Annotated in this window: 13 protein-coding genes; all 13 read left to right on the forward strand. The window is 56.2% G+C overall.

The window, feature by feature from the left end:
* The first annotated feature begins 12 nt into the window (after window positions 1-12).
* The 13 genes from RIN49_RS23140 to RIN49_RS23200 all read left to right on the forward strand — a co-directional run bounded on the left by RIN49_RS23140 (window position 13) and on the right by RIN49_RS23200 (window position 21,079).
* Complete coding sequence (locus RIN49_RS23140; protein WP_309122517.1) at window positions 13-2,106, forward strand: immunoglobulin-like domain-containing protein; 2,094 nt, start codon at window positions 13-15, stop codon at window positions 2,104-2,106.
* 95 nt (window positions 2,107-2,201) lie between these two features.
* Window positions 2,202-5,060, forward strand: coding sequence for an extracellular solute-binding protein (locus tag RIN49_RS23145; protein ID WP_309122518.1), 2,859 nt, complete (start codon window positions 2,202-2,204; stop codon window positions 5,058-5,060).
* Between the two features lie 2 nt (window positions 5,061-5,062).
* Window positions 5,063-5,944, forward strand: coding sequence for a carbohydrate ABC transporter permease (locus tag RIN49_RS23150; protein WP_309122519.1), 882 nt, complete (start codon window positions 5,063-5,065; stop codon window positions 5,942-5,944).
* 1 nt (window position 5,945) lies between these two features.
* On the forward strand, window positions 5,946-6,836 hold the full coding sequence (locus tag RIN49_RS23155) for a carbohydrate ABC transporter permease (RefSeq protein WP_309122520.1): 891 nt from the start codon (window positions 5,946-5,948) through the stop codon (window positions 6,834-6,836).
* A gap of 37 nt (window positions 6,837-6,873) precedes the next feature.
* Entirely contained in the window at window positions 6,874-8,325 is a 1,452-nt protein-coding gene (locus RIN49_RS23160) for an NHL repeat-containing protein (RefSeq protein ID WP_309122521.1), read from the forward strand.
* Between the two features lie 78 nt (window positions 8,326-8,403).
* On the forward strand, window positions 8,404-9,000 hold the full coding sequence (locus tag RIN49_RS23165; RefSeq protein WP_309122522.1) for a YIP1 family protein: 597 nt from the start codon (window positions 8,404-8,406) through the stop codon (window positions 8,998-9,000).
* Between the two features lie 4 nt (window positions 9,001-9,004).
* Window positions 9,005-11,629 carry a DUF5696 domain-containing protein gene (locus RIN49_RS23170; protein WP_309122523.1) on the forward strand — a complete coding sequence of 875 codons (2,625 nt, stop codon included), beginning with the start codon at window positions 9,005-9,007 and terminating at the stop codon, window positions 11,627-11,629.
* 12 nt (window positions 11,630-11,641) lie between these two features.
* Complete coding sequence (locus RIN49_RS23175; protein ID WP_309122524.1) at window positions 11,642-12,574, forward strand: carbohydrate ABC transporter permease; 933 nt, start codon at window positions 11,642-11,644, stop codon at window positions 12,572-12,574.
* On the forward strand, window positions 12,561-13,556 hold the full coding sequence (locus tag RIN49_RS23180; RefSeq protein ID WP_309122525.1) for a carbohydrate ABC transporter permease: 996 nt from the start codon (window positions 12,561-12,563) through the stop codon (window positions 13,554-13,556). The genes RIN49_RS23175 and RIN49_RS23180 overlap by 14 nt, the downstream gene beginning before the upstream one ends.
* A 36-nt stretch (window positions 13,557-13,592) precedes the next feature.
* Window positions 13,593-16,274: a beta-galactosidase gene (locus RIN49_RS23185; protein WP_309122526.1), complete on the forward strand. Its 2,682-nt coding sequence runs from the start codon at window positions 13,593-13,595 to the stop codon at window positions 16,272-16,274.
* A 179-nt stretch (window positions 16,275-16,453) separates the two neighbouring features.
* Window positions 16,454-17,521: a LacI family DNA-binding transcriptional regulator gene (locus RIN49_RS23190; protein ID WP_309122527.1), complete on the forward strand. Its 1,068-nt coding sequence runs from the start codon at window positions 16,454-16,456 to the stop codon at window positions 17,519-17,521.
* A gap of 214 nt (window positions 17,522-17,735) precedes the next feature.
* Complete coding sequence (locus RIN49_RS23195; protein ID WP_309122528.1) at window positions 17,736-19,295, forward strand: response regulator; 1,560 nt, start codon at window positions 17,736-17,738, stop codon at window positions 19,293-19,295.
* A complete protein-coding gene (locus tag RIN49_RS23200) occupies window positions 19,292-21,079 on the forward strand; it encodes a sensor histidine kinase (RefSeq protein WP_309122529.1) in 1,788 nt (595 codons plus the stop codon). Before RIN49_RS23195 ends, RIN49_RS23200 begins: the two co-directional genes overlap by 4 nt.
* The last annotated feature ends 107 nt before the right edge of the window (window positions 21,080-21,186 follow it).

A 21,186-nucleotide genomic window follows, 5' to 3' on the forward strand; every position in this document is an offset into this window, starting at 1 on the left:
GGGAGGATCAGAATGACTAGCACACTGAAGTGGAAAAGGTTGTTTGCAGCATTCATCGTACTTGCTTTAAGCGTCACCTTCGTGATCGGCTGCGAAAAATCGAGCGGCAGCGAGACCGCCGCAACCGACGAAGAAAACCAAGAGACGCAAGCGACAGAGAGCGAAGGAGCTGCGCAGACGACCGGCGCGGGGGCGGCGGGAGAACCGACCGTCATCGTGTTCGGCACCCACTGGCAGGCGGGAGACGACCCGAATTGGAAGGATCCCGTCACCGGCGAGCCGGGCATGCCGCCGGAGCAGCTGCTAGCGAGACAAAAAGCGCAAGAAGCCGTTCTGAACGAGCTGAACGTCGAAATTCAATGGGTACAATACCCGAGCGACGTCCGAGAAGCGCTCCTGAAGTCGGTTCTCGCGAACGCGCCGATCGTCGATATCGCCTTGCTGTGGGGCGGGTCGCAAGGTACGCTGCTCGGGCAAAACATCTTCCAACCGCTCGATGAATACGAAGAGATCTTCAGCGACGAAGACAGCGCGTGGATGTTGGGCGACGAGATGTTCGGCGGCAAGTACTTCCTGAATTATATTCTGGATTTCGTGAACGCATGGCCGCTCGTCTACAACGTCTCGTACCTCGATAAGGTCGATGCGCTGAAAGAAAACGGCCGAACGGTGTATCCTCACGATCTGTGGAAGCAAGGGAAATGGACGTGGTCCGCGTTCGAGGACTACCTGACGAAGGTCAACGAATATTACGCGAACAAGATGTCGCCGGTCCGTACGGACGTGCCGATCAAGGCGTTCCAAACGGACTATCGTTATACGGCGCTTCAAGCGATTCACGCGAACGGCGGAGCGGTGTACGGTGCCAACGGGCTGACGGCCGACGCTCCCGAGGCGAAGAAAGCGGTCGAATATATCGACAAGCTGATGTCGAAGAACCTTATGATGTCCGTCCGTTACGGCGAAGACACCTCCGTTCCGGGGTGGACGTGGAACGGAAGCGACTTCGGCAACGGCGAAACCGTCTTCACGAACATGGTCCCTTGGCTTTCCAACGGCGCAGGTCAGTCTCTTGCGGCGCGCGGGGAATCGATGGGCGTCGTGCCGTTCCCGAGACCGGACGACCTTGCGGCCGACGATCCGAAGGTTGAGCAAGTGATCTTCCCGGGCAACCAGATGGCTGTCTTGAAAGGTTTATCCAAAGAAAAGACGGAGCTTGCGCTGAAAGCATACAAGGTCTATTGGTCTACTGTGTACAAGACATTGGCCAACAGCGATAAGGCGCTGGATTTCTTCGAGAAGCAAGCGAAAAATACGGCGATCAACTATGGCTTCGACGTCACGAACGAGCAATTCGGCGACGCGGTGATGGAAGCGTTCATCGGCATCTCGGGCAGCAGCCCGAACGAGTATGCGACGATCATGCCGTGGGGCGGCATGTGGACCGACACCATTCTAGGGAACTCGCTTTACGGTCTGAACGGATCGCCGAAGTACGCCGGCGCCATCGATGCGCAGAAGAACGTCATCGTCGACTCCATGAGCTCGATCGAACAGACGATCAGCTCCGGCGTATCCAAAGACAATATGCCGCCGAGCTTCTCGACGACCGGCGTACCGATCGCGGTAGCCGCAGGCACGGACCCGGCAACCGTCCAATGGGATACGTTCGTGAAGGCGCAGGACGGCATCGACGGAGAGATTCCGTTCGCGAACGTCGCGGTGGATACGTCCGCCGTCAAGTTCGACAGCGTCGGCAAATACGACGGCGGCTTGGCGCTCGCCGTGAAGGATGCGGCCGGCAACGAGGGCAAAGCCTCCCATGCCGTCATCGTATACGATCCGAACAACGCGACGGCGCCGACGATTGCCGCGAAGGCGGAGTATCGAGCGGTCAAGGTGGATGAAGACGCTTCGGCGATCAACTGGGCGAACGATTTCGTCGAACAGGCGGTCGACAAGGACGGATTCGACTTGAAGAGCAAGATTACCGCGGATATCGGAAGTCTGGACGTGACCACGCCAGGCACTTACGACGTCACGCTGACCGTTACGGATTTCGCCGGAAACCAAGCGAGCTTGACGATTCCGGTTGCCGTCGAATAAGAAGGTTTCGTACCGTACATCGTTACAAGCTGTGGGTGCTATGAAGCGATTCATAGCACCTCGCAGTTATTAATGGAGGGTTTAGGGGTATGTACATGATGAAGAGAATGTTGGTTTGCTCCGTTCTGACAATGTTTGCTTTCGTCATGTTCATATCCGCGATCGGAGCAGGCGGCGTACATGCGGAGACGGCGGCCGCGTCCGCGGATCGCGAGGAATATTACGAAGAAACGTATAGCAAATATCTGGAAAGCCAATCGTTCGATGGAGCGATTTCTTCCTCGGAGATCAAAGTAGACGTATTGTCCTATCAGGCGTCGTCCGACATGGAGGCCGACGCGAACGACGGCGCGGTCCTCACGGGCGAAAGCGGAACGATCACGTGGAACGTTCAGGTGCGGGAAGCAGGGTTCTATCAGATCGCGGTGACTTACAAGCCCGCAGCAGGGACGAACTCGAAAATCGAAAGAAAGCTGTATATCGACGGCCAAAGCCTGTTCAACGGAATGAATCAATTGATCTTCCATAGAGTGTGGGACAACGGCGGCAAGATGCTGGAGAAGGATGGGAACGAAATCCGCCCGACCGCCGTGGAGAAACCGGAGTCGATGACGGTTTACATAAGCGATTCGCGAAGAAGAAGTTTGGAACCGTACAAGTTTTACTTCAGCGCGGGGACGCACGCGTTGACCTTGGAATCCGTGAAGGAACCGATGGAAATCAGAGACATCACGCTCAGAGCGGCGCCCGACATTAAGCCGTACGCGGATGTCATCGAAGCCTGGAAACAGATCTACAAGGTGTACGACGGCGTCAATCTGGAGTATCAGGCGGAGCGAACGGACGACCGTACGATCGCCATCGAGAAATCGTCCGTGGATATATTGCTCTCCACCGATTACAGCAATCCGAATACGGTCCCCTATCATCCATATAAAATCAAGCTGAATACGATCGGCGGATCGAGCTGGAGAACGCCGGGCGACTTCCTGACCTGGAGGATCCACGTACCGGAAGAAGGATTATACCGGATTTCGTTCCGCGGGGCGCAAAACACGAACCGGGGCGTCATGTCCTATCGGGAATTGAAGGTAAACGGGGTAGTTCCGTTCCGAGAAGCGATGGCCATCCCGTTCGATTTTCATTCCGGGTTCGTCCATTATGTGCCGGGGAACGACGACGGCGAGTTTCTCATTCCCCTGAAGCAAGGGGAAAACACGATCTCGCTCGAGGTCGTCCTGGGCGAGTTCGCGATGCCGCTGTCGGAAGTGGAGAAGAGCGTGTTCGCGCTGAACGATCTGTACCGCAAGACCGTGCAGATCACCGGACTCGTTCCGGATCGGTATATCGATTACGAAATTACGAAAAAAATACCGAACTACACGGAAATTTTAAGAACGGAAAGCGATCGTCTGAAGAAAGTCGTCGACGAATTGGTGAGAATCACGGGGGAAAAAGGCGAGAAAACGGCGATGATCGAAAAGATGCGGGTGCAGGCGGAACGTCTCGCCGCGAGGCCCGAGGAGGTCATCGCCGAGCTGGGCACCATGGAAAATAATATTTCCTCCTTGGGCACTTGGATCACGACGATCTCCGAGATGCCCCTCCAATTGGACAGCTTTACGCTATCCTCGCCGACCGCCCGGCTGCCGGACGCGATGCCGAATGCGCTCGTTCGAGGGTATTACGGTCTGGTCAGGTTTCTGTCGACCTTCTTCGTGGACGAAACGATGTTGTCCGACGGAACGGATAAGAACGCCATTAAAGTATGGATCGCGGCCGGGCGCGATCAGGCGCAAATTATCAAAACGTTGATCGACCAAGGCTTTACGCCGAACTCGAATATCCCCGTGGATTTGCAATTGATCCCGGAGGACGTCATTCTTCCCGCGACGCTGGCGGGCAACGGTCCCGACGTCGCGCTGGCCGTACCGCAGGCGACGGTCGTCAACTTCGCCATGCGGAACGCCCTGGTCGACCTGTCGAAGCTGGACGGCTTCGAGGACATCCGCAGCAAGTTTCCCGACAGTACGTGGAGAACGGTGACTTACCGGAACGGGATCTTCGGTCTTCCGGAGCAGGAAACCTTCTTGATGATGTTTTACCGGAAGGACATTCTGGATCAGCTTGGTTTGCAAGCGCCGGAGACGTGGGACGAGGTCGAGCACTTGATTTCGATTCTTCACGCCAACAACTACGATTTCTACATGCCCGGCCAGGAGCTATATCCGTCGCTTGTGTACCAGTATGGCGGGGACCTGTATCAAGGCGGCGGCGGCGATTACGGCATCAAGAGCGGATTGATCGACGACAGCGCGATGAGCGCGTTCAACCGAGTCACGCGGTTCTTTACAAGCTACCGACTGCCGGTGACCGCCGATTTCCCGAACCGATTCCGAACCGGTGCGATGCCGGTGGGGATCGCGCCGTACACGACCTACAACCAATTAGAAGTATTCGCGCCGGAGATTAGAGGCCTGTGGTCTTTCGCCCCGATGCCGGGCATCGAGACGGCCGACGGGGGCGTGAACAACACGGTCGTGTCCACGACGATCGACAGCATCATGATGCAGTCTTCGCAGCGGAAAGCGGAAGCTTGGAAGTTTATGCAGTGGTGGCTGGAAACCGATACGCAGGCTCAGTACGCCAATGCGCTGGAAGCCGTCATGGGATCCGCCGCGAGATACCCGACGGCGAACGTCGATGTATTGAAGCGGTTGCCATGGGCGACGAAGGACGCGGAGCAGCTGCTCAGGCAGTTCGAGTTTACCGTAGGCTCCCCGGAGGTGCCCGGCGGATATATGACGCCGAGAGCCATCGATTACGCTTTCCGTTCCGTCGTCACGAGCGGGAAAAACCCGCGCGAGGCGTTGTATATGAACATTAAGCAAATCGACAAGGAGCTTACGAAGAAACGGAAAGAGTTCCATCTATCCTACAGCGAGGGCGATTGAGTATGAATGTCTGGAAGGAACACAAGGAGAAATACTTGCTGCTGCTGCCGTTCTCCGTCATCTTCATCGTGTTTACCGTCATCCCCGTTCTGACTTCGATCGTGATCAGCTTCACGTCCTTCGATATGCTCGAGCTGCCTACGTTCGTCGGCTTCAGCAATTATATCAACTTAATCGTGAACGACGACATCTTCCTGATCGCGGTGAAGAACACGCTGTTCTTCGCGCTCATTACCGGCCCGATCAGCTACGTCATGTGTTTCGTGTTTTCGTGGTTGATCAACGAGCTGACGCCGAAGGTGCGCGCGGTCATGACGCTGGTGTTTTACGCGCCGTCGATTTCGGGGAACGCCTATCTCATTTGGAAATTGATTTTCTCGTCCGACATGTACGGATACGCCAATGCCTGGCTGCTGAAGCTCGGCTTCTCGAGCGAAGCGATTCTTTGGTTCGATAAGAAGGAATACGTGTTTCCGATTCTGATCTTAGTCCAGCTGTGGTTAAGTCTCGGCGTCAGCTTCCTGGCGTTCATCGCGGGCTTGCAGAACGTGGACAGAACGCTCTACGAGGCCGGCCAGATCGACGGCATTCGAAACCGCTGGCAAGAATTGTGGTTTATTACGCTGCCGTCGATGAAGCCGCAGCTGTTATTCGGAGCGGTCATGCAAATTACGAGCTCGCTGTCCGTCTCGCAAATTTCGATCGAGCTGGCCGGCTTCCCTTCGGTCGAGTATGCAGGGCATACGATTCTGACCCATCTGCACGATTACGGGTTCGTCCGTTACGAGATGGGGTACGCCTCCGCGATCGCTACTTTGCTGTTTTTCATCATGGTATTTACGAACATTATCGTGCAGAAGGCATTGAGAAGGGTGGGGGTCTAAGGTGAACGTCGTGCCTACAGCCATAAGGAGAGCGTACCTGTCCAGGAAGTTTAAGCGAAGAAACCGAAGCATCGTCGGCGACTTCACCCTGACGTTCTTCCTGGGAATCTTCGGATTGTTCAGCGTCTGGCCGCTCATCTTCATCGTGAATAACGCGTTCAAGCCGCTGAACGAAATCTTCATCTTTCCGCCGAAGTTGTTCGTGCAGAGCCCGACGCTGACGAATTTCCAAGATCTCTTCATTATTATCGGAAACTCTTGGATTCCGATGTCGCGCTATTTGTTCAACACGGTGTTTCTGACCGCCGCGGGAACGGTAGGGACGGTCATCATCGGCTCCATGGCCGCTTTCCCGCTCGCGAAATACGTGTTTCCCGGGTCGAAAACGATGTCGAAGCTGATCGTGTATTCGCTCATGTTTAACGGCACGGTCACCGCCCTTCCGAACTATGTCATCATGTCGAAGCTGAATATGATCGACAGCTACTGGGCAGTGATCTTGCCTTCGATCGGGTCTACCCTAGGGCTGTTCCTGATGCTGAACTTTATGGTTCAGGTGCCCGACGCGCTGATCGAAGCGGCCAAGATCGACGGGGCCAGCGAGTTCACGGTCTTCTGGAAAGTCATGATGCCTCTCTCGAAGGCGGCCTGGATCACCTTGATCATCTTGTCCTTTCAGAACCTGTGGGGAGCCACCGGCGGGGGCTTCCTGTTCAGCGAGAAGCTGAAACCGATCAGTTATGCGTTGTCGCAGATCGTCAACGCCGGCGTGGCGCGGACGGGGGTCGCCTCGGCCGTGACGCTGATCATGCTCGTCGTGCCGGTCGTCGTCTTCGTCGTTTCCCAAAGCAATGTGATCCAGACGATGGCGACGACAGGCATTAAAGAATAGTGTTCAATTTCCGATCGGAAAGGAAGACCCAACGGCGATGAGATATAAGTGGGCTGTTTTGTTCGCCTGTATGATCTGCATGCTCCTTGCGCCTGCGGGCGCATTCGCCGCCAATACGTTCGAGGGCGACTATACCTACGATGCCTGGGGGAACGCCAAGCGAAGCCTTCCGGCGTTCGAGCTGGTCCATGCGCTGGACAGCGGCAGCATGGGGAAGATCAAAGTGGGAAGCGTCGACGACGTGTACGTCGGCGAAGACCGAATCTTTCTCGTGGATGCGACGGAGAGCCGCGTGAACGTGTTCGACGCGGAGCTGCGATTCGTCGCTTCGATTAAATTGATCCGCGACGAAACCGGAAAAATCATGGTGAGCGAGGAGACCGGCAAACAGCTGATGCTCGCCAATCCCGAGGGCGCGTATTACAGCGAGGAGTCCGACGAGCTGTACATCGCGGATACCGGGGCGGAACGAATCGTCGTGCTGGACGGAAACACATACGCGTACAAGCGAACGATCGGGAGACCGGAACATATGATCGGAGCGACCCAGTTCAAGCCTTCGAAGCTCGTCGTCGACCAAGACGGGAAAATCAGCGTCGTCGTCCAGGGAAGCTACGAGGGGATCATCGAAATTCATCCCGACGGCTCCTTCTCCAGGTATTTCGGTTTGAATAAGCCGAGGGTCAATCTCATCGATTACTTCTGGAAATCCGTTGCGTCCAAGGAGCAGAAGGAAAAGATGAAGAAGCTGTTCGCGCCTTCCTTTAATAATATTAGCATCGATTCGGAGGGGCTGATTTACGCGACGACGTTCGACCCGTCGGCGCAGGATATGGTGTTCCGGTTCAATTCGAAGGGTGAAAACGTGCTGATGCAAGGCGGATATTTCCCGGTGATCGGCGACCTGCCCCGAGTCACGGAGCTGGAGAGCCAATTCGTCGATATCGCGGTGTCCGACTACGGCGTATACGCGCTCTTGGACAAGACGCAGGGAAGGGTGTTCCTCTACAACTTCGAAGGGGACTTAATGAACGTATTTAATTCCATCGGAAATTTGAAGGGCAACGTCAAGGAACCGACCGCCGTCGCCTGGTTCGGCGACAAGCTGATCGTAACCGATAAGCAGTTCGGCAGCGCCTACGTGTTCCAACCGACGGAGTTCGGGCAGGCCGCGCTGGAAGCGGAAAAGCAATATTTCAACGGGAAATGGGAAGCGGCGGGCGAAGCGTTCGAAGACACGCTCGAACGGAACGCCAACTACGATATCGCCTACACGGGCGTAGGCAGAAATTTCTTGATGCAAGACGCATTCGAAGAGGCGATGTACTATTTGAAGCTCGGCAACAGCCGCGCGTACTACTCGCAAGCGTTCGCCGAATACCGCAATTTGTTCATCCAACGTCATTTCGGCTGGTTCGTCTTCCTGTTCGTCATCGCGGCCGGCGCCTTATTCTATTCGGAGTACAGATACAACAAGAAAAACGGTTGAGAACGCATGGTTCCATAATGCTCTATAGGAAAGGTAGGATCGCGACCTATGGCCGGTATTGTTGAAGATGGAAAATATATGTTTCGCGTCCTTCTCCATCCGTTCGACGGATTTTACGATGTGAAATTTCTAGGGAAACGAAACTTCGCGCTCGCTACGTTCGTCCTGCTCATCTGCGGCGTCGTCGGCATCATGAATTACCAATACACCGGCTTTATTCTTAACTACAATCCGCTGTTCGCGATGAACAGCGTTACGATTTTCGTGACGACGCTGTTTCCCTTCCTATTGTTTCTGATCAGCAACTGGAGTGTCGCGACGCTGTTCGACGGCAACGGATCCTTCGGCGATATTTACATCGTGATCAGCTATGCGCTCGTCCCGAAGCTGCTCTTCGACATCGCGGGCATCGTTCTGAGCAATGTCGTGATCCAAGAGGAAGCGGCGCTGCTGTATGCGTTTATGACCATCGGGACGGTCTGGTTCGCTTTCCTGTTGTTTTGCGGGCTGTGCGTCGTTCACGAGTATACCGCGCTCGTCAACGTCGTGACGCTGGCGGCTTCCTTCTGCTCCGCGATCGTGATCGTGTTTCTGTCCATGTTGTACTTCACGTTGGTGGGCAAAGTCGTCGGCTTCGTATACGCCGTATTCCTGGAACTGACGAAAAGGTGGTGACGACATGTTGAGAAGCTTCAGCGGAGCGGCGGTCGAACGGGTCAGGCACGCGGGGAAAAAGGAGCTGCTGCTCGCGGCGCTCGCGGCGCTGATCGTCGCCGCGGCCCTCTTGCTTCCTTCCGTCGCGAAGCACTTCGGCATCGAACGGCAAGCTCTTCCCGAATATAGTCGGGATGGGGTAGCGGCTCCGACCGGAGAGATCGATCCGCATTCGGGGACGGTGCTTCTGGCCGAGAGCGAGGGCAAAGAGCTGTACATCGATACCGGCACGTTAAATCTGAAGGTCGTGGAGCCTGCAAGCGGCGTTGAGTGGAACAGCCTTGCGTTGGACGAGAAAAGCGGAGATGCGGAGAAGTCGCCGATCGTCATCAAGTTTCTGGGCAAAGACAGCGCCATGTACGAGTGGGACGCCTACAATTATGCGATTCAGAACGACAGATATACGCTCAATCGAATTGAAAACGGCGTCCAAATCGTATTCGATTTCTCCGAGACGGAATCCTATCGGCTCAACGAATATATGCCGCAGAAAATATCGATCGAAAACTATGAAACTTTGTTTCTCAAGAAGCTAGAAGAGAAAGTCGCGCAAGGAGACGTCGCGCCGGCTCAGGCGAAGAAATACGAAGAGGCGCTCGGCATCGCGTATCAGAAAGACGAAGCGAACGGTCTGTACTTTTTCAAATTTTCGGGATTGCCGCCGCTCTCGCTCGTGAAAGATTTGATCAACTTCTCCAAAGAAGTCGAGTACACGACCGAGATGCTGGTCGCGGACAGTCAACAGTTCGGCATTACGGTCACGATTACGCAGCCCGCCAGATTCGTCGTGACGATGGAAGCGACGCTCGACCGCGGCGATCTCGTCGTCAAGGTGCCGACCTATGCGACCGAAACCGGCAATGATTTCTATACGATGCAGAACATCGCCGTGCTTCCTTCCTTCGGTCTCGCATCGGCGGATCGCGTCGACGACGGATACATCGTCGTGCCCGACGGGGCCGGCGCCTTGTTCCGGGTCAACACGTTCAACGGCAAGTTTCCGGAGTACGAGCGGCCGGTGTACGACAACACGTTTTACAATACGCTTTACGAGATGCCGGAATTTCCCGAAAACCTGACAATGCCCGTATTCGCCATGTACTATACCGACCTGAGGGGGACGTCGCAGGGGCATCTGGGCATGATCGAGAAGGGTGCGGAGCTCGCATTCGTGAAGGTGCAGCTCGGCACGAAGGACACTTCGGCCGGGGGCACCCTGTATAACAAAGTGTACAGCACCTTCGATTCCATGCAGTATTCGCGGGTGAAGGTGTTCGGACCTTACAGCGACAACGAGGCGCGGTTTCTGGCGTCCACCGGCTTGATCCCCGTCGATTATCAGGTGAGATACAAATTGTTCGGCGAGAAGGTTACCTATTTCGACTTGGCCAAGACGTACCGGGAATACCTGGTGAACGCCTACGATCTCAAGCCCGCCTTCCAGGCGACGCCGAAGCTGTTTCTCGACGTCATCGGCACCGTCACGCTGGAGAAGCGATTCCTAGGCATACCGTACAAAGAGCCGTATTCTATGACGAAATACGATCAGCTGCTCGCGATCATGAACGATCTGCAAGGCGTACATACGGTCGTGAATTACAAAGGCGTATTCAACGGCGGCCTCCGCAACACGATCGGAAACAAGGCGGAGCCGGCCGCAGCGAATGGGAGCGGGGAGGCGTTCGACGCGTTGCGGGACGCCTTCGACGGAGAGAGCCGCACGCTGTTCTTGAACGCCGAGTTGATGCGGGTGGCGGACACGAGCGGCGGCTTCTGGCCGAAGACGAACGCATTGTACGGGTACGACGGGAAGCCGGTCGAGTTCATGAAGTATAACTACGCGAGCGGCCGATTCGACCCGCGCAGCACGAAGCACTACTTGCTCAACCCTTTGTTCTTAAGCGATACGGTGGACGAATTTATCGAACGCTCCAAGGCGTACCCGAATATTTCCGTGGGCGACATGGGATCCGCGTATTACGCGAGCTACAATCCGCGCGAAATCGTCGACCCCGTCGTCAGCCGTTCCATCGTGAAGGAAAACCTGAAGAAGCTGTCCGAGCAGAAGACGATCGCGCTGGACAATCCGAACATGGATACGATTCCGTACATCGCTTACGCCGCGAACATTTCTAGGGAAAGCAGCAATTACGCGACGATGTACAGCTCGATTCCGTTCCGGCAGCTCGTTCTGAACGGACTGACGGAGTATACGACCTTGAACGTGAACATGTCTTCGGAGCGAAGCGATTACTTCTTGTTGCAGGCGTTCGAGCTCGGAAGCATTCCGAAATTTACGATCAGCGCGGAAAATGTCGATGTGCTGAAAAACTCCGAGTACAGCGATTACTTCTCCATGCAGTACTCCACGCTGCAGGACAAAATCAAAGCCGTGTACGAGGAGTACCGCCGGGGGCTTGCCGAAATCGGCTCCAAGGAAATCGTCGGCCACCGGATGCTTTCGGACAACGTGTTCGAGACCACGTACGCTTCGGGATCGAAAGTCGTCGTCAACTACAATAAGTATCCCGTTACGATATCCGGGTCTGCGCTTGACGCCCTAGGTTATCTCATCCAGCCGAAACCGTAAGGAGGTCATGATATGGAGGGTGCAGCGGGCAAGACTCGGAAGATGCAAGTTTCTTATAAAAATATGAAGAAGATTCATGGCATCGTCTTCGTGCTGCCGTGGCTGATCGGGTTCGCCTTGTTTTTCGTCACGCCGCTGGTGAGCACGATCAAGTACTCCTTTCACCAAGTAGGGGTAGCCGACACCGGGGGGATGACGCTCGAATATGTCGGACTTCGGAATTACTCGAATCTTTTTCACCAGGAGGTCTCTAGTCAAAGCCAGCAATTCCTAAGGGTATTCGCGGACGAAAACATCAATATTTTTATCAACACTCCTGTCATCGTCGTCTTCAGCTTGTTTTGCGCGATCTTGATTAACGTGAAGTTCAAGGGGCAAGGTCTCGCCCGGGTCGTGTTTTTCTTGCCGATCGTCTTGGGGCTCAAGGTCGTCGTCGATTTGATTATGGTCACGACGGGCGGCGATGTGGCTGACGCGGTCGTCAACAACAACTTCGACAGCGAGATGCTGATCGATTTTCTGCGGACGTATACGTTCCTGCCAAGAGAGGTTACGTTTTTCATCTCCGACTTGGCGAGCAATATTTTTATGCTCCTCTCCCAAACCGGCGTGCAGACGTTGATCTTTCTAGCCGGATTGCAGTCGATCAATCGGTCGCTGTACGAGGTGGCCAAGATCGAAGGCGCCAACAATTACGAGATTTTCTGGAAAATTACGCTGCCGCTGGTGGGCAACATTTCGCTCTTCGCATTGATTTATACGTTCGTCGACATGTTCTTGAAGTCTTCGATTTCTACGGAAATTTACTATTTTGCCTTCAACAAGAACAATATCGGCGTGGGCTCCGCGTTGTCGGTGGTGTATCTCGTCAACGTGTTAATCGATTTGCTCTTATTGATGTTTATCCTGAACTTGGTGGTGAAGGGAAGCCATGCTGCAAAGTGACGTGCGGGTCGGAGCGCGGACGAACGCCGATCTGGTCAAACGAAAGTTTCAAAGCATCGTGTTCGGGTACGTGTTCTATTCCTTAGTGATCGGATTAGGGTTCGCAATCCTGTATCCGTTGATCAAGCTCATTCCGTTCGTCTTTAACGACCTGGAGGATTTGGGGAATCCCGACGTCATTTGGGTGCCGATCGAGATGTCCATGGTCAGCTTTCAGGCGGCTATGAGACTCGTGTTCGGCAACGGCATCCCGATGCTGCAATCGGTCGGATACGCGGCCGTGATCGCCGCGATTCAAATCTTCATGTGCGCCATCGCGGGCTATTCGCTGGGACGGATCGACTTCTGGGGGAAAAACCTCGTCATGTTTCTCGTCATCGTGACATTCGTCGTTCCGCCGCAGTCGCTATTGATTTCCCAATATTTAAACTTCAAGCATTTCGACGTCTTCGGGATCGTCTCGGCCGCGACCGGCGGTACGATCGACTTGATCAACCAGCCCTATACGTTGTACTTGATCGCATTGTTCGGGTTCGGAGTCAAGCAAAGCATGTTCGTCTTTATTTTCCGGCAGTTTTTCAAGGGGTTGCCGAAGGAGCTGGAGGAAGCGGCTTATATCGACGGTTGCGGCTTCTATAAGACGTTCTTCAAGATCGGCTTGCCGAACGCCGTCCCGGCGATCATGACGGTCGGCATTCTTGCTTTCGTCTGGAACTACGGAGACACGTACTATACGGGTTACTTCCACCCGAACGGACCCTACGTAAGCATCAAGCTGGCGACGACGTTCGCGCCGGCGAACGTGAACAACATTTTATTCGCGATTCGAACGTGGTACGACGTGCCGGGAGCGACGACCTTCGCGTTCGACGCCGTGAAGCAGGCGGCGGCGATCATTTTCCTCCTTCCGCTGCTCGTCATTTACTTCGCCGCGCAGAAGCGGATCGTCGAAAACTTCGAACAGTCGGGCATCGTCGGATAGGGTAACCATTACAACATGAAGAGGAAGGCGAATCTATTGAGCATCATCTACGCGGCACGACAGACGTCCGAGATCGCATACGATCGCAAGAGCTACATCATCGACGGGAATCGCGTGTTCCTGAGCAGCGCGGCCATTCACTATTTCCGGATGCCGAAGGAGGAATGGAGAGAGGTTCTTGGTAAGGCGAAGCTCGCCGGCATGAATTGCATCGACACCTACTTCGCTTGGAACGTGCACGAACCGAACGAAGGGGAATGGAACTTCGAGGGCGATGCGGACTGCGGAGCGTTCCTGGACCTGTGCGCCGAGCTCGGGCTGTGGGTCATCGCCCGTCCGGGGCCGTTCATCTGCGCGGAGTGGGATTTCGGCGGCTTCCCCTGGTGGCTGGGCCGGAAGGCGGGCGTGAAATTTCGGGAATACAACGAAGTGTATTTGAAATACGTGGATTTGTATTTCGATCGGATCGTGGACGTCCTTCGCTCGCGCCAACTCTCCGCGGGAGGCACTGTCATTTTGGTGCAGGTCGAAAATGAATACGGCTATCTGGGCGACGACGAACGCGGACGCCGCTACTTGAGCCACCTGCGGGACGGCCTGATCCGCCGAGGCATCGACGTGCCGCTCATCACCTGCGTCGGCGGCGTCGAAGGCGCGATCGAAGGCGCGAACTTCTGGAGCGGAGCGGACCACCACTACGAGCAGCTGGTCCGGAAGCAGCCGGACGCGCCGAAGGTGGTGACGGAGTTTTGGAGCGGGTGGTTCGAGCATTGGGGGGCGCCCGCCGCCACCCAGAAGACGCCGCAGCTGTACGAGAAGCGCATGCTCGAAGCCGTTCAAGCGGGCTTTAGCGGCATCAATCATTACATGTTCTTCGGCGGAACGAACTTCGCCGGGTATGGCGGCAGGACGGTAGGCGGCAGCGATATCTTTATGGTCACGTCCTACGATTACGACGCGCCGCTCAACGAATACGGAAGAACGACGCCGAAATATTTCGCCGCGAAACGGTTTTCGTATTGGGTGCGCGCGATCGAACCGTTCCTGCTGGCCTCGGAGCCGGCGGACGTGTCGGGCGTCAAGGCGTCCCCGGGGGTTACGGTCCGCGGCAGAAAGCTGAACGACCAGAGGCTTCTGTTCGTCGAAAGCGCCAAGACGGAACGGGAGACGTTCCACCTGACGCTGGAGGACGGGAGGACGATTCCGGTGCTCGTCAACCCCGGTGAAATCGTCCCGGTCCTCGATCGGTTCGAGCTTCGCGAGGGCGTCCGTCTGACCTGCACGACCGGGATCGCCTGCAACGAAATCGTCGACGGCGTTCGAACGTTGATCGTGTATGCGCGGAACGGGCAGCGATCAATGGTGGAATTGAGCGCCGACGAAGAAATTCGGGTCGCGGACGAGCGGCTGCTGCTTGCCGCGGTCAGTCCGGATCGGCGAACGGTTTCCTTCGACTTTTATCACTTCAGCGAACCGCAGCGCGTTCAGGTCGCGATCGGGGGCGAGCCGCTGCGGTTGATCGTCCTCAATAGGGACGAGATGGATCGGACATGGCGCATCGGCGACGGACAGTGGATGTTCGGGTGCAACGATGTGAACATCGGTATGAACGGACGAATGCAAGCAAGCGTTAGGGAAACGGCGAACGGCGACCTGCAGCCTCCGGTATTAGGACAATGGCGGACTAGGACGCTAGATCTCGGCTCGGTACAAGGCGTTGCGAGCGTTCAGCCGCAGGATTTCTCCAGCTTCTCCCGACCGTTCGGCTACTTGCTGTATAGCTGTCGAATCGAGAGGGACTCCGACGGCCCGACGACGTTGATCCTGCCGAAGCTTCAGGATACCGCGCGCGTGTACGTGAACGGAACGGAAGCGGCGCTCCTTCGCGAGGTCGGGTCCGCCTCCGTCGAGCTGCGCTTGCGGGAAGGGGGCAACCTCGTGCAGCTGCTCGTGCAGCACATGGGAAGGCTGAACTTCTCGCCGGACCTCGGAGAACCGAAGGGCTTGTTCGCAACGGGATACGTGAACGGAACGACGTTGGATGTACGCAGGGGCTGGAGCAATGGGGAGGAAGCGGTCGTGCATCTGGATCAGGTCGTACAGATCGATGGGCATCCGCTCTTATCGCGCACGTTCCGCATCGAGGGACAGGACCGAGCCGTTCTCGTCGGAGCGGTGAGCGCGCCGCTCTACATTAACGGCGAGGAAGTCCCGCTCGAAGGGTACCAGAACTGGTTCGCGCACCGCTCCGTCGACATCTCTCCGTATATGAGACAGGGCGATAACCGGATCGAGATGCCGTACGTCAAGGCGCCGATGCAGCGTCTGCAGCTTCTTGCTTATCGTTCCGCGGAGGCGATTCGCGAGTGGAGCATGGCTTGCGTAGAGGATGGGACGCCCGGCGACGGTCCGGCGGGTCTCGCGGGCGCGGGAGTTCCGGCATGGCATTCCTGCGAGTTCGCAAGACCGGACCTTCCGGAAACGGTCCATGCGAAGCTGAAGCTGCGGCTCACGGGCATGAGCAAAGGAAGCCTGTGGCTGAATGGGATCAACTTAGGACGGTATTGGCAGATCGGCCCGCAGGAGGATTATAAAATTCCGATGGCTTGGCTGAAGGAGAACAATGAACTGGTCCTGTTCGACGAGGAAGGGCGTTCGCCGGAGCGCGTTCGCTTGCGGTTCGACGAACCGTCTGCAAGGCAGTGGGAGAGGATGTAAGCATACCGGAGTAAGACCGGGAAGGGGAACTCCGGAAACGAACGAATACGCTGGGACAGGAGAGCCGAAGCCCGTCTGAGGCTCTCTTCGTTTTGCGGGATCGTTAGTGAAACCCGTTACATTTTCCGAAAAGTTTGTTATACTAAATAAAATTTTAAGTAGAAGCGGGGGTGTGCCGGTTGAAGCAAGTGACCATTTACGATATCGCGAAAGAAGCCAAGGTATCCGTCGCGACCGTTTCTCGGGTGCTGAACAATACGGCGCCCGTGAAAGATAGCACGCGATCGAAAATTATGCAGTTGATCGATCAGTACCAGTTCCAACCGAACGCATTGGCGCGCAGTTTATCGAAGAAGGAGACGGGGACGATCGGCGTCATTCTTCCGGATGTGACGAACCCCTTTTTTCCGGAAGTGTTCAGCGGGATCGAGCGAGTCGCCCGAGATATGGGATATACCTTTTTCTTGTGCGATACGTTGGGAAACTACGATCGAGAATCGCAATATTTGCATATCCTGCGGGAGAAGCAAGTGGACGGAATCATTTTCCTAGGGGGACGCATTAACTTATCGAAGTGCAAACCCGAGCTTGTCGAAGAAGTCGTCGAGACGGCGAACCGGATCCCGCTGGTGTTAGTGAACGGCAATTTGCCGGGCACCTCGCTGTACCGCGTCATTACGGACGAAAGCAAAGGGGCGGAAATCGCCACGCAATATTTAATCGATTCGGGGCATCGGAAGATCGCCTTCATCGCGGGCAACGACAACATGTCGACGACGGCGCAGAAGGTCAGGGCGTTCAAGCGCATCATGGAGCGCAACGGTCTCAAGGTTCCTGCCGACAGGGTGCTGTACGGGGATTTTTCGATGGTGTCGGGCGAACGCTCCATGGTGCGGATTCTGTCCCAGCCGGATCGACCGACGGCCGTGTTTTGCGTTAACGATTTCACGGCGGTCGGCGCTCTCAAGGCGGCTATGAAGGCAGGGATTCAGGTGCCGGGGGAAATTTCCATCGTCGGCTACGACGATATTCCGTTGGCCTCGGCGATTTACCCGGAGCTGACGACGGTGAAGCAGCATATGGATCGGTTAGGAGCCAACGCGGTGCAAGTGCTGCATAAGCTCATCATGAAAGAAAAGGTTAGGAAGCTGACCGTGATCGAGCCGGAGCTGGTCGTCCGGGAAAGTACGAGATCGCTCAATGAAGATCGTTCGAAGGAGCGAGAGGTAGAGAGAGCGGAAGTATAGCCGCAACAACCTATCGTGCCGGATTCAAGGACAAGGTCCATTGAATCCGGCTTTTTTTCTACCGCTAATCAGTCACCGAACAGGGTTAGGTAAACTCGGGTATGGGGTGGCGTTTCGGTAAAATGGGGGGCGCCCCGGCGCTTGCATTCGCGAAACGGGCATGATAGGTTCTAATCGGAATCGAACGCATGCCTCGTGTTTGGAGGGGAACGACTTGACGCAGAGAGAATTATGCAAAGTGCTGATCGTAGACGACGAAACGTTGATCAGACAAGGGATTAAACATTATATGAACTGGGAGCGGGAAGGCTTCCGGATCGTCGGGGAAGCCGCGAACGGTCAACAGGCGCTGGAGCTCATCGCGGAGACGCGGCCGCATATTCTGATGACCGATATCGTCATGCCGATCATGGACGGGGAAGAGCTGACGAAGCAAGTGAATTCGTTATATCCCGACATCCAGATCGTCATCCTGAGCAGCTTCGGCGATTTCGATTACGTCCGAGCTGCGTTCCATAACGGAGCCGTCGATTATATTCTGAAGCCGAAGCTCGAGACGGAGGAGCTGCTCCAAGTGTTGAAGAAGGCCGCCGGCCGGATTCCGTCCCTCGCCGGGAAGGGCGATGCGTCGCAGCCGAGTCTCTCCGTCGAGAACGCGGTGGATCGGCTCGTCTCCGGCTTCGAGGTCGATGCGGAGAGCGTCGAGCCTTTCCGCCATCCTAGTTATCGGTTCTTGGGGCTCGATTTGCGGCACCGGCAGCTAGGCGAGACGATTCTAGCGCCGCGCGAGACGAGAGCGTGGGCCGCAGCGGCGGTGGACGCTGCCTTAGGGCACCTCGTGCTTCATCGATTTCAACCGAATCCGTACACGGTCGTCTATGTACTCGGCGGAGAGGAGCGATCGGTGCAAGACGCCGTCGCCTCGGCGCCGCGGGTGACCGACCCCGAACCGACGGTCGGATTCGTCTTCGGCGAGCCCTTCGAGGATTTCCTGCAGCTCGGCGCCATCTACCGGAAGCGATTCGTCAAGCAGCTGCAGTACCGCTTCTATCTGCCGAACATGCCGCTCCTCGCGCCGGAGCTGCTTCCGGAACGGAAGCCGGCGTCGGAGAGCTTCCAGCTGGACTGGTTTACGAACGAGCTGAAGCGGGAACATTTCGAGACGGCGTTCGACTATCTCGAGCATCACGCGTCGGCGCTGGCGACCGATTATACGATGGAAGTGTCGGAATTCAAGACGTTCTTCGGCAACATTATCTTCAATATTATCGTGCTCCTCGGCAATATGGAGTACGATGTCAAGAAGCTGTCGCAGATGAAGAGCGCGTACATCTCGTCGATCGACAAGGCGGGCACGGCCGCAGAGGTCGTCGGTACGCTGGAGCTGTTCCTCCGCGTAACGAAGCGGTATATTCACGAGACGCAGAGCCAGCAACGACTCGGCTCCTCGAAGATCAAGCAGCTGATGGACTATATCTCGGAGCACTACGCCGAACCGCTCAGCCTCGGGGAGATGGCGAAGCGGTTTCACTTCAGCCCCTCCTATTTATCCAGTTATTTCGCCTCCCGCACGAACGAAGGCTTCGCGGAGTACGTCAATAAGGTTCGGGTGGAGGAAGCGTGCAAGCTGCTGAGCAAGGACGCGGCAGCGATCTCGGAAATCAGCGGGATGGTCGGGTACTCGGATCACAGCTACTTCTGCAAGGTGTTCAAGAAGCACATGGGGCTATCCCCCAGCCAATATCGAAGACAATTCAGGGAAGGCGATCTATGAAGACGCTCCGCGAAAGCCTCACCCAAAACGGCTTATTCCTCCGCATGTTCCTCATTACGGTCGTCAGCGTCGTCGCCGTGTCCGTGCTCGTGACGTGGACGACGATCCGCATGTCGGAGCGCTTCTATATTGAGACGTTCGGATTTACGAACGCCAAAGTCATGGATCAAGTTCGGGACAGCTTCGAATCGTTCCACTATTCGGTCGTCCTCGCCTCCAACTCGCTGCTGCAGAACTCGACGGTGAAGCGATCGCTGACGGAGTCGCTCTCGGACGCGCAGCTGATGAGCGCGTACTTCCACCTCAGTCAGCAGGTGAGACGGGCCGCGACGAGCCTCGGCGCCTATGACGTCGGCATCGGCGTCACGGGCGTGAACGGCGTCAGCTATACGTCGAATCGGTCGTATTGGCCGAAGACGGACGAGGAGCTGGCGACCCATCCGATCCTCCAACGTACGCTGGAAGCGCCGCGCAGTTTGTTCTATGGCGTCGACAGTTTCCCGAGCGAAGACGCGGCGAGCGGGACGGAGTGGGTCGTGATCGCGACCAAAGGGTTAATGGACCGGCTGTCCGGCCTCGTCTACGGCTCGATGTATTTCGCGGTGCCGGAGCGAGAGCTGCGGACGTTCTACGCCGAATATACGAGCCCCGGCAACGACGTCGTCATTCTGAACGCCATGGGGAGAATCGTCTCCAGCAACCGAGAGGAATGGATCGGCCGGCCGTCGAACGAGCTGCTGACGTACGCAAGGGAATTGCTGGATCGAGAAGCGGGCGCATACATGACGGCCGACTTTATGGGCAAGGAGCATGTCGTCATGGCGGAATATTTGCCCGTCTACGATATGTATCTGATCAATCTGATCGACCGGGATTCGGCTATCGGTCAGTTCATCGACAAGCGGACGATCGCGCTCATCTGCATGGGCATCGTGTTGGCGGCGCTCTTCATCGTATTTTTAACCTCTCGGAAAATTACGAAGGCGTTGTCGCGCTTGGTCAAGCAAATCTCGAGCGCCCCGAAATTCGGCTTCCATCAATATGTTGCCGTGACGGGCACCTACGAGACGCGGCGCATCGGGGTCGCGTTCAACGCGATGCTGGACGAGCTGCACGAATATGTGGAGCAGCTGATGGAATCGCAGAAGCAGCAGCGGCAGGCGGAGCTGGCGGCGCTGCAGCAGCAGATCAATCCGCATTTTCTGTATAACACGCTCACTTCGGTCAAGTTCATGGTGCAGCAGGGCGGGAAGGAGGAGGCCGCGGACACGATCCACGCGCTCATCTCCTTGCTGCAAAATACGGTCGGCAACGCGAACGAGACGATTTCCGTCCGGGAGGAGATCGACAATTTGAAGCACTATGTGCTCATCAACAACAAGCGGTACGGCGACCGGATCGCTGTGAATTATTACGTCATGCCGGATTGTCTCGACTGCGAGGTGCCGAAGCTGCTGTTCCAACCGTTCCTCGAAAATGCGTTCTTCCACGGCTTCAACCGGAAGACGGAGGGCGTCATCAACGTCTTCGTCTGGCGCGAAGGCGACGAGCTGCGCGGCGAAGTGTCCGACAACGGGGAAGGCATGGAGCTCGTAGGGGGCGGCGGGCTGCCCGCTCCGCAGCGCAAGCGACAGCGGTTCTCCGGCATCGGCGTCCGGAACGTGCACGACCGCATTCGGCTCATCTACGGCGACGCGTACGGCGTCGCCATTACGAGCGAGCCGGGCGCAGGGACGACGGTGCACGTAAGGCTTCCGGCCAAAACAATCGAAAAATCGTCCTAAATCGTAAAATAGTACAAATTCGATGTCGCTCTCGGGTCGGAACGCTTCGTGAAATATCGCCAACTTTGACCGAGATCGTCCTAACGATGCCGCCCGGCGGGATGATA

The organism is Paenibacillus sp., assembly GCF_031177825.1.
GTDB lineage: Bacteria > Bacillota > Bacilli > Paenibacillales > YIM-B00363 > Paenibacillus_AE.

Excerpts from the sequence above, each read along its gene's own strand:
- RIN49_RS23140 (WP_309122517.1), top strand. The coding sequence starts at position 13 with ATGACTAGCACACTGAAGTGGAAAAGGTTGTTTGCAGCATTCATCGTA.
- RIN49_RS23145 (WP_309122518.1), top strand. The coding sequence starts at position 2,202 with ATGATGAAGAGAATGTTGGTTTGCTCCGTTCTGACAATGTTTGCTTTC.
- RIN49_RS23150 (WP_309122519.1), top strand. The coding sequence starts at position 5,063 with ATGAATGTCTGGAAGGAACACAAGGAGAAATACTTGCTGCTGCTGCCG.
- RIN49_RS23160 (WP_309122521.1), top strand. The coding sequence starts at position 6,874 with ATGAGATATAAGTGGGCTGTTTTGTTCGCCTGTATGATCTGCATGCTC.
- RIN49_RS23165 (WP_309122522.1), top strand. The coding sequence starts at position 8,404 with ATGTTTCGCGTCCTTCTCCATCCGTTCGACGGATTTTACGATGTGAAA.
- RIN49_RS23170 (WP_309122523.1), top strand. The coding sequence starts at position 9,005 with ATGTTGAGAAGCTTCAGCGGAGCGGCGGTCGAACGGGTCAGGCACGCG.
- RIN49_RS23175 (WP_309122524.1), top strand. The coding sequence starts at position 11,642 with ATGGAGGGTGCAGCGGGCAAGACTCGGAAGATGCAAGTTTCTTATAAA.
- RIN49_RS23180 (WP_309122525.1), top strand. The coding sequence starts at position 12,561 with ATGCTGCAAAGTGACGTGCGGGTCGGAGCGCGGACGAACGCCGATCTG.
- RIN49_RS23200 (WP_309122529.1), top strand. The coding sequence starts at position 19,292 with ATGAAGACGCTCCGCGAAAGCCTCACCCAAAACGGCTTATTCCTCCGC.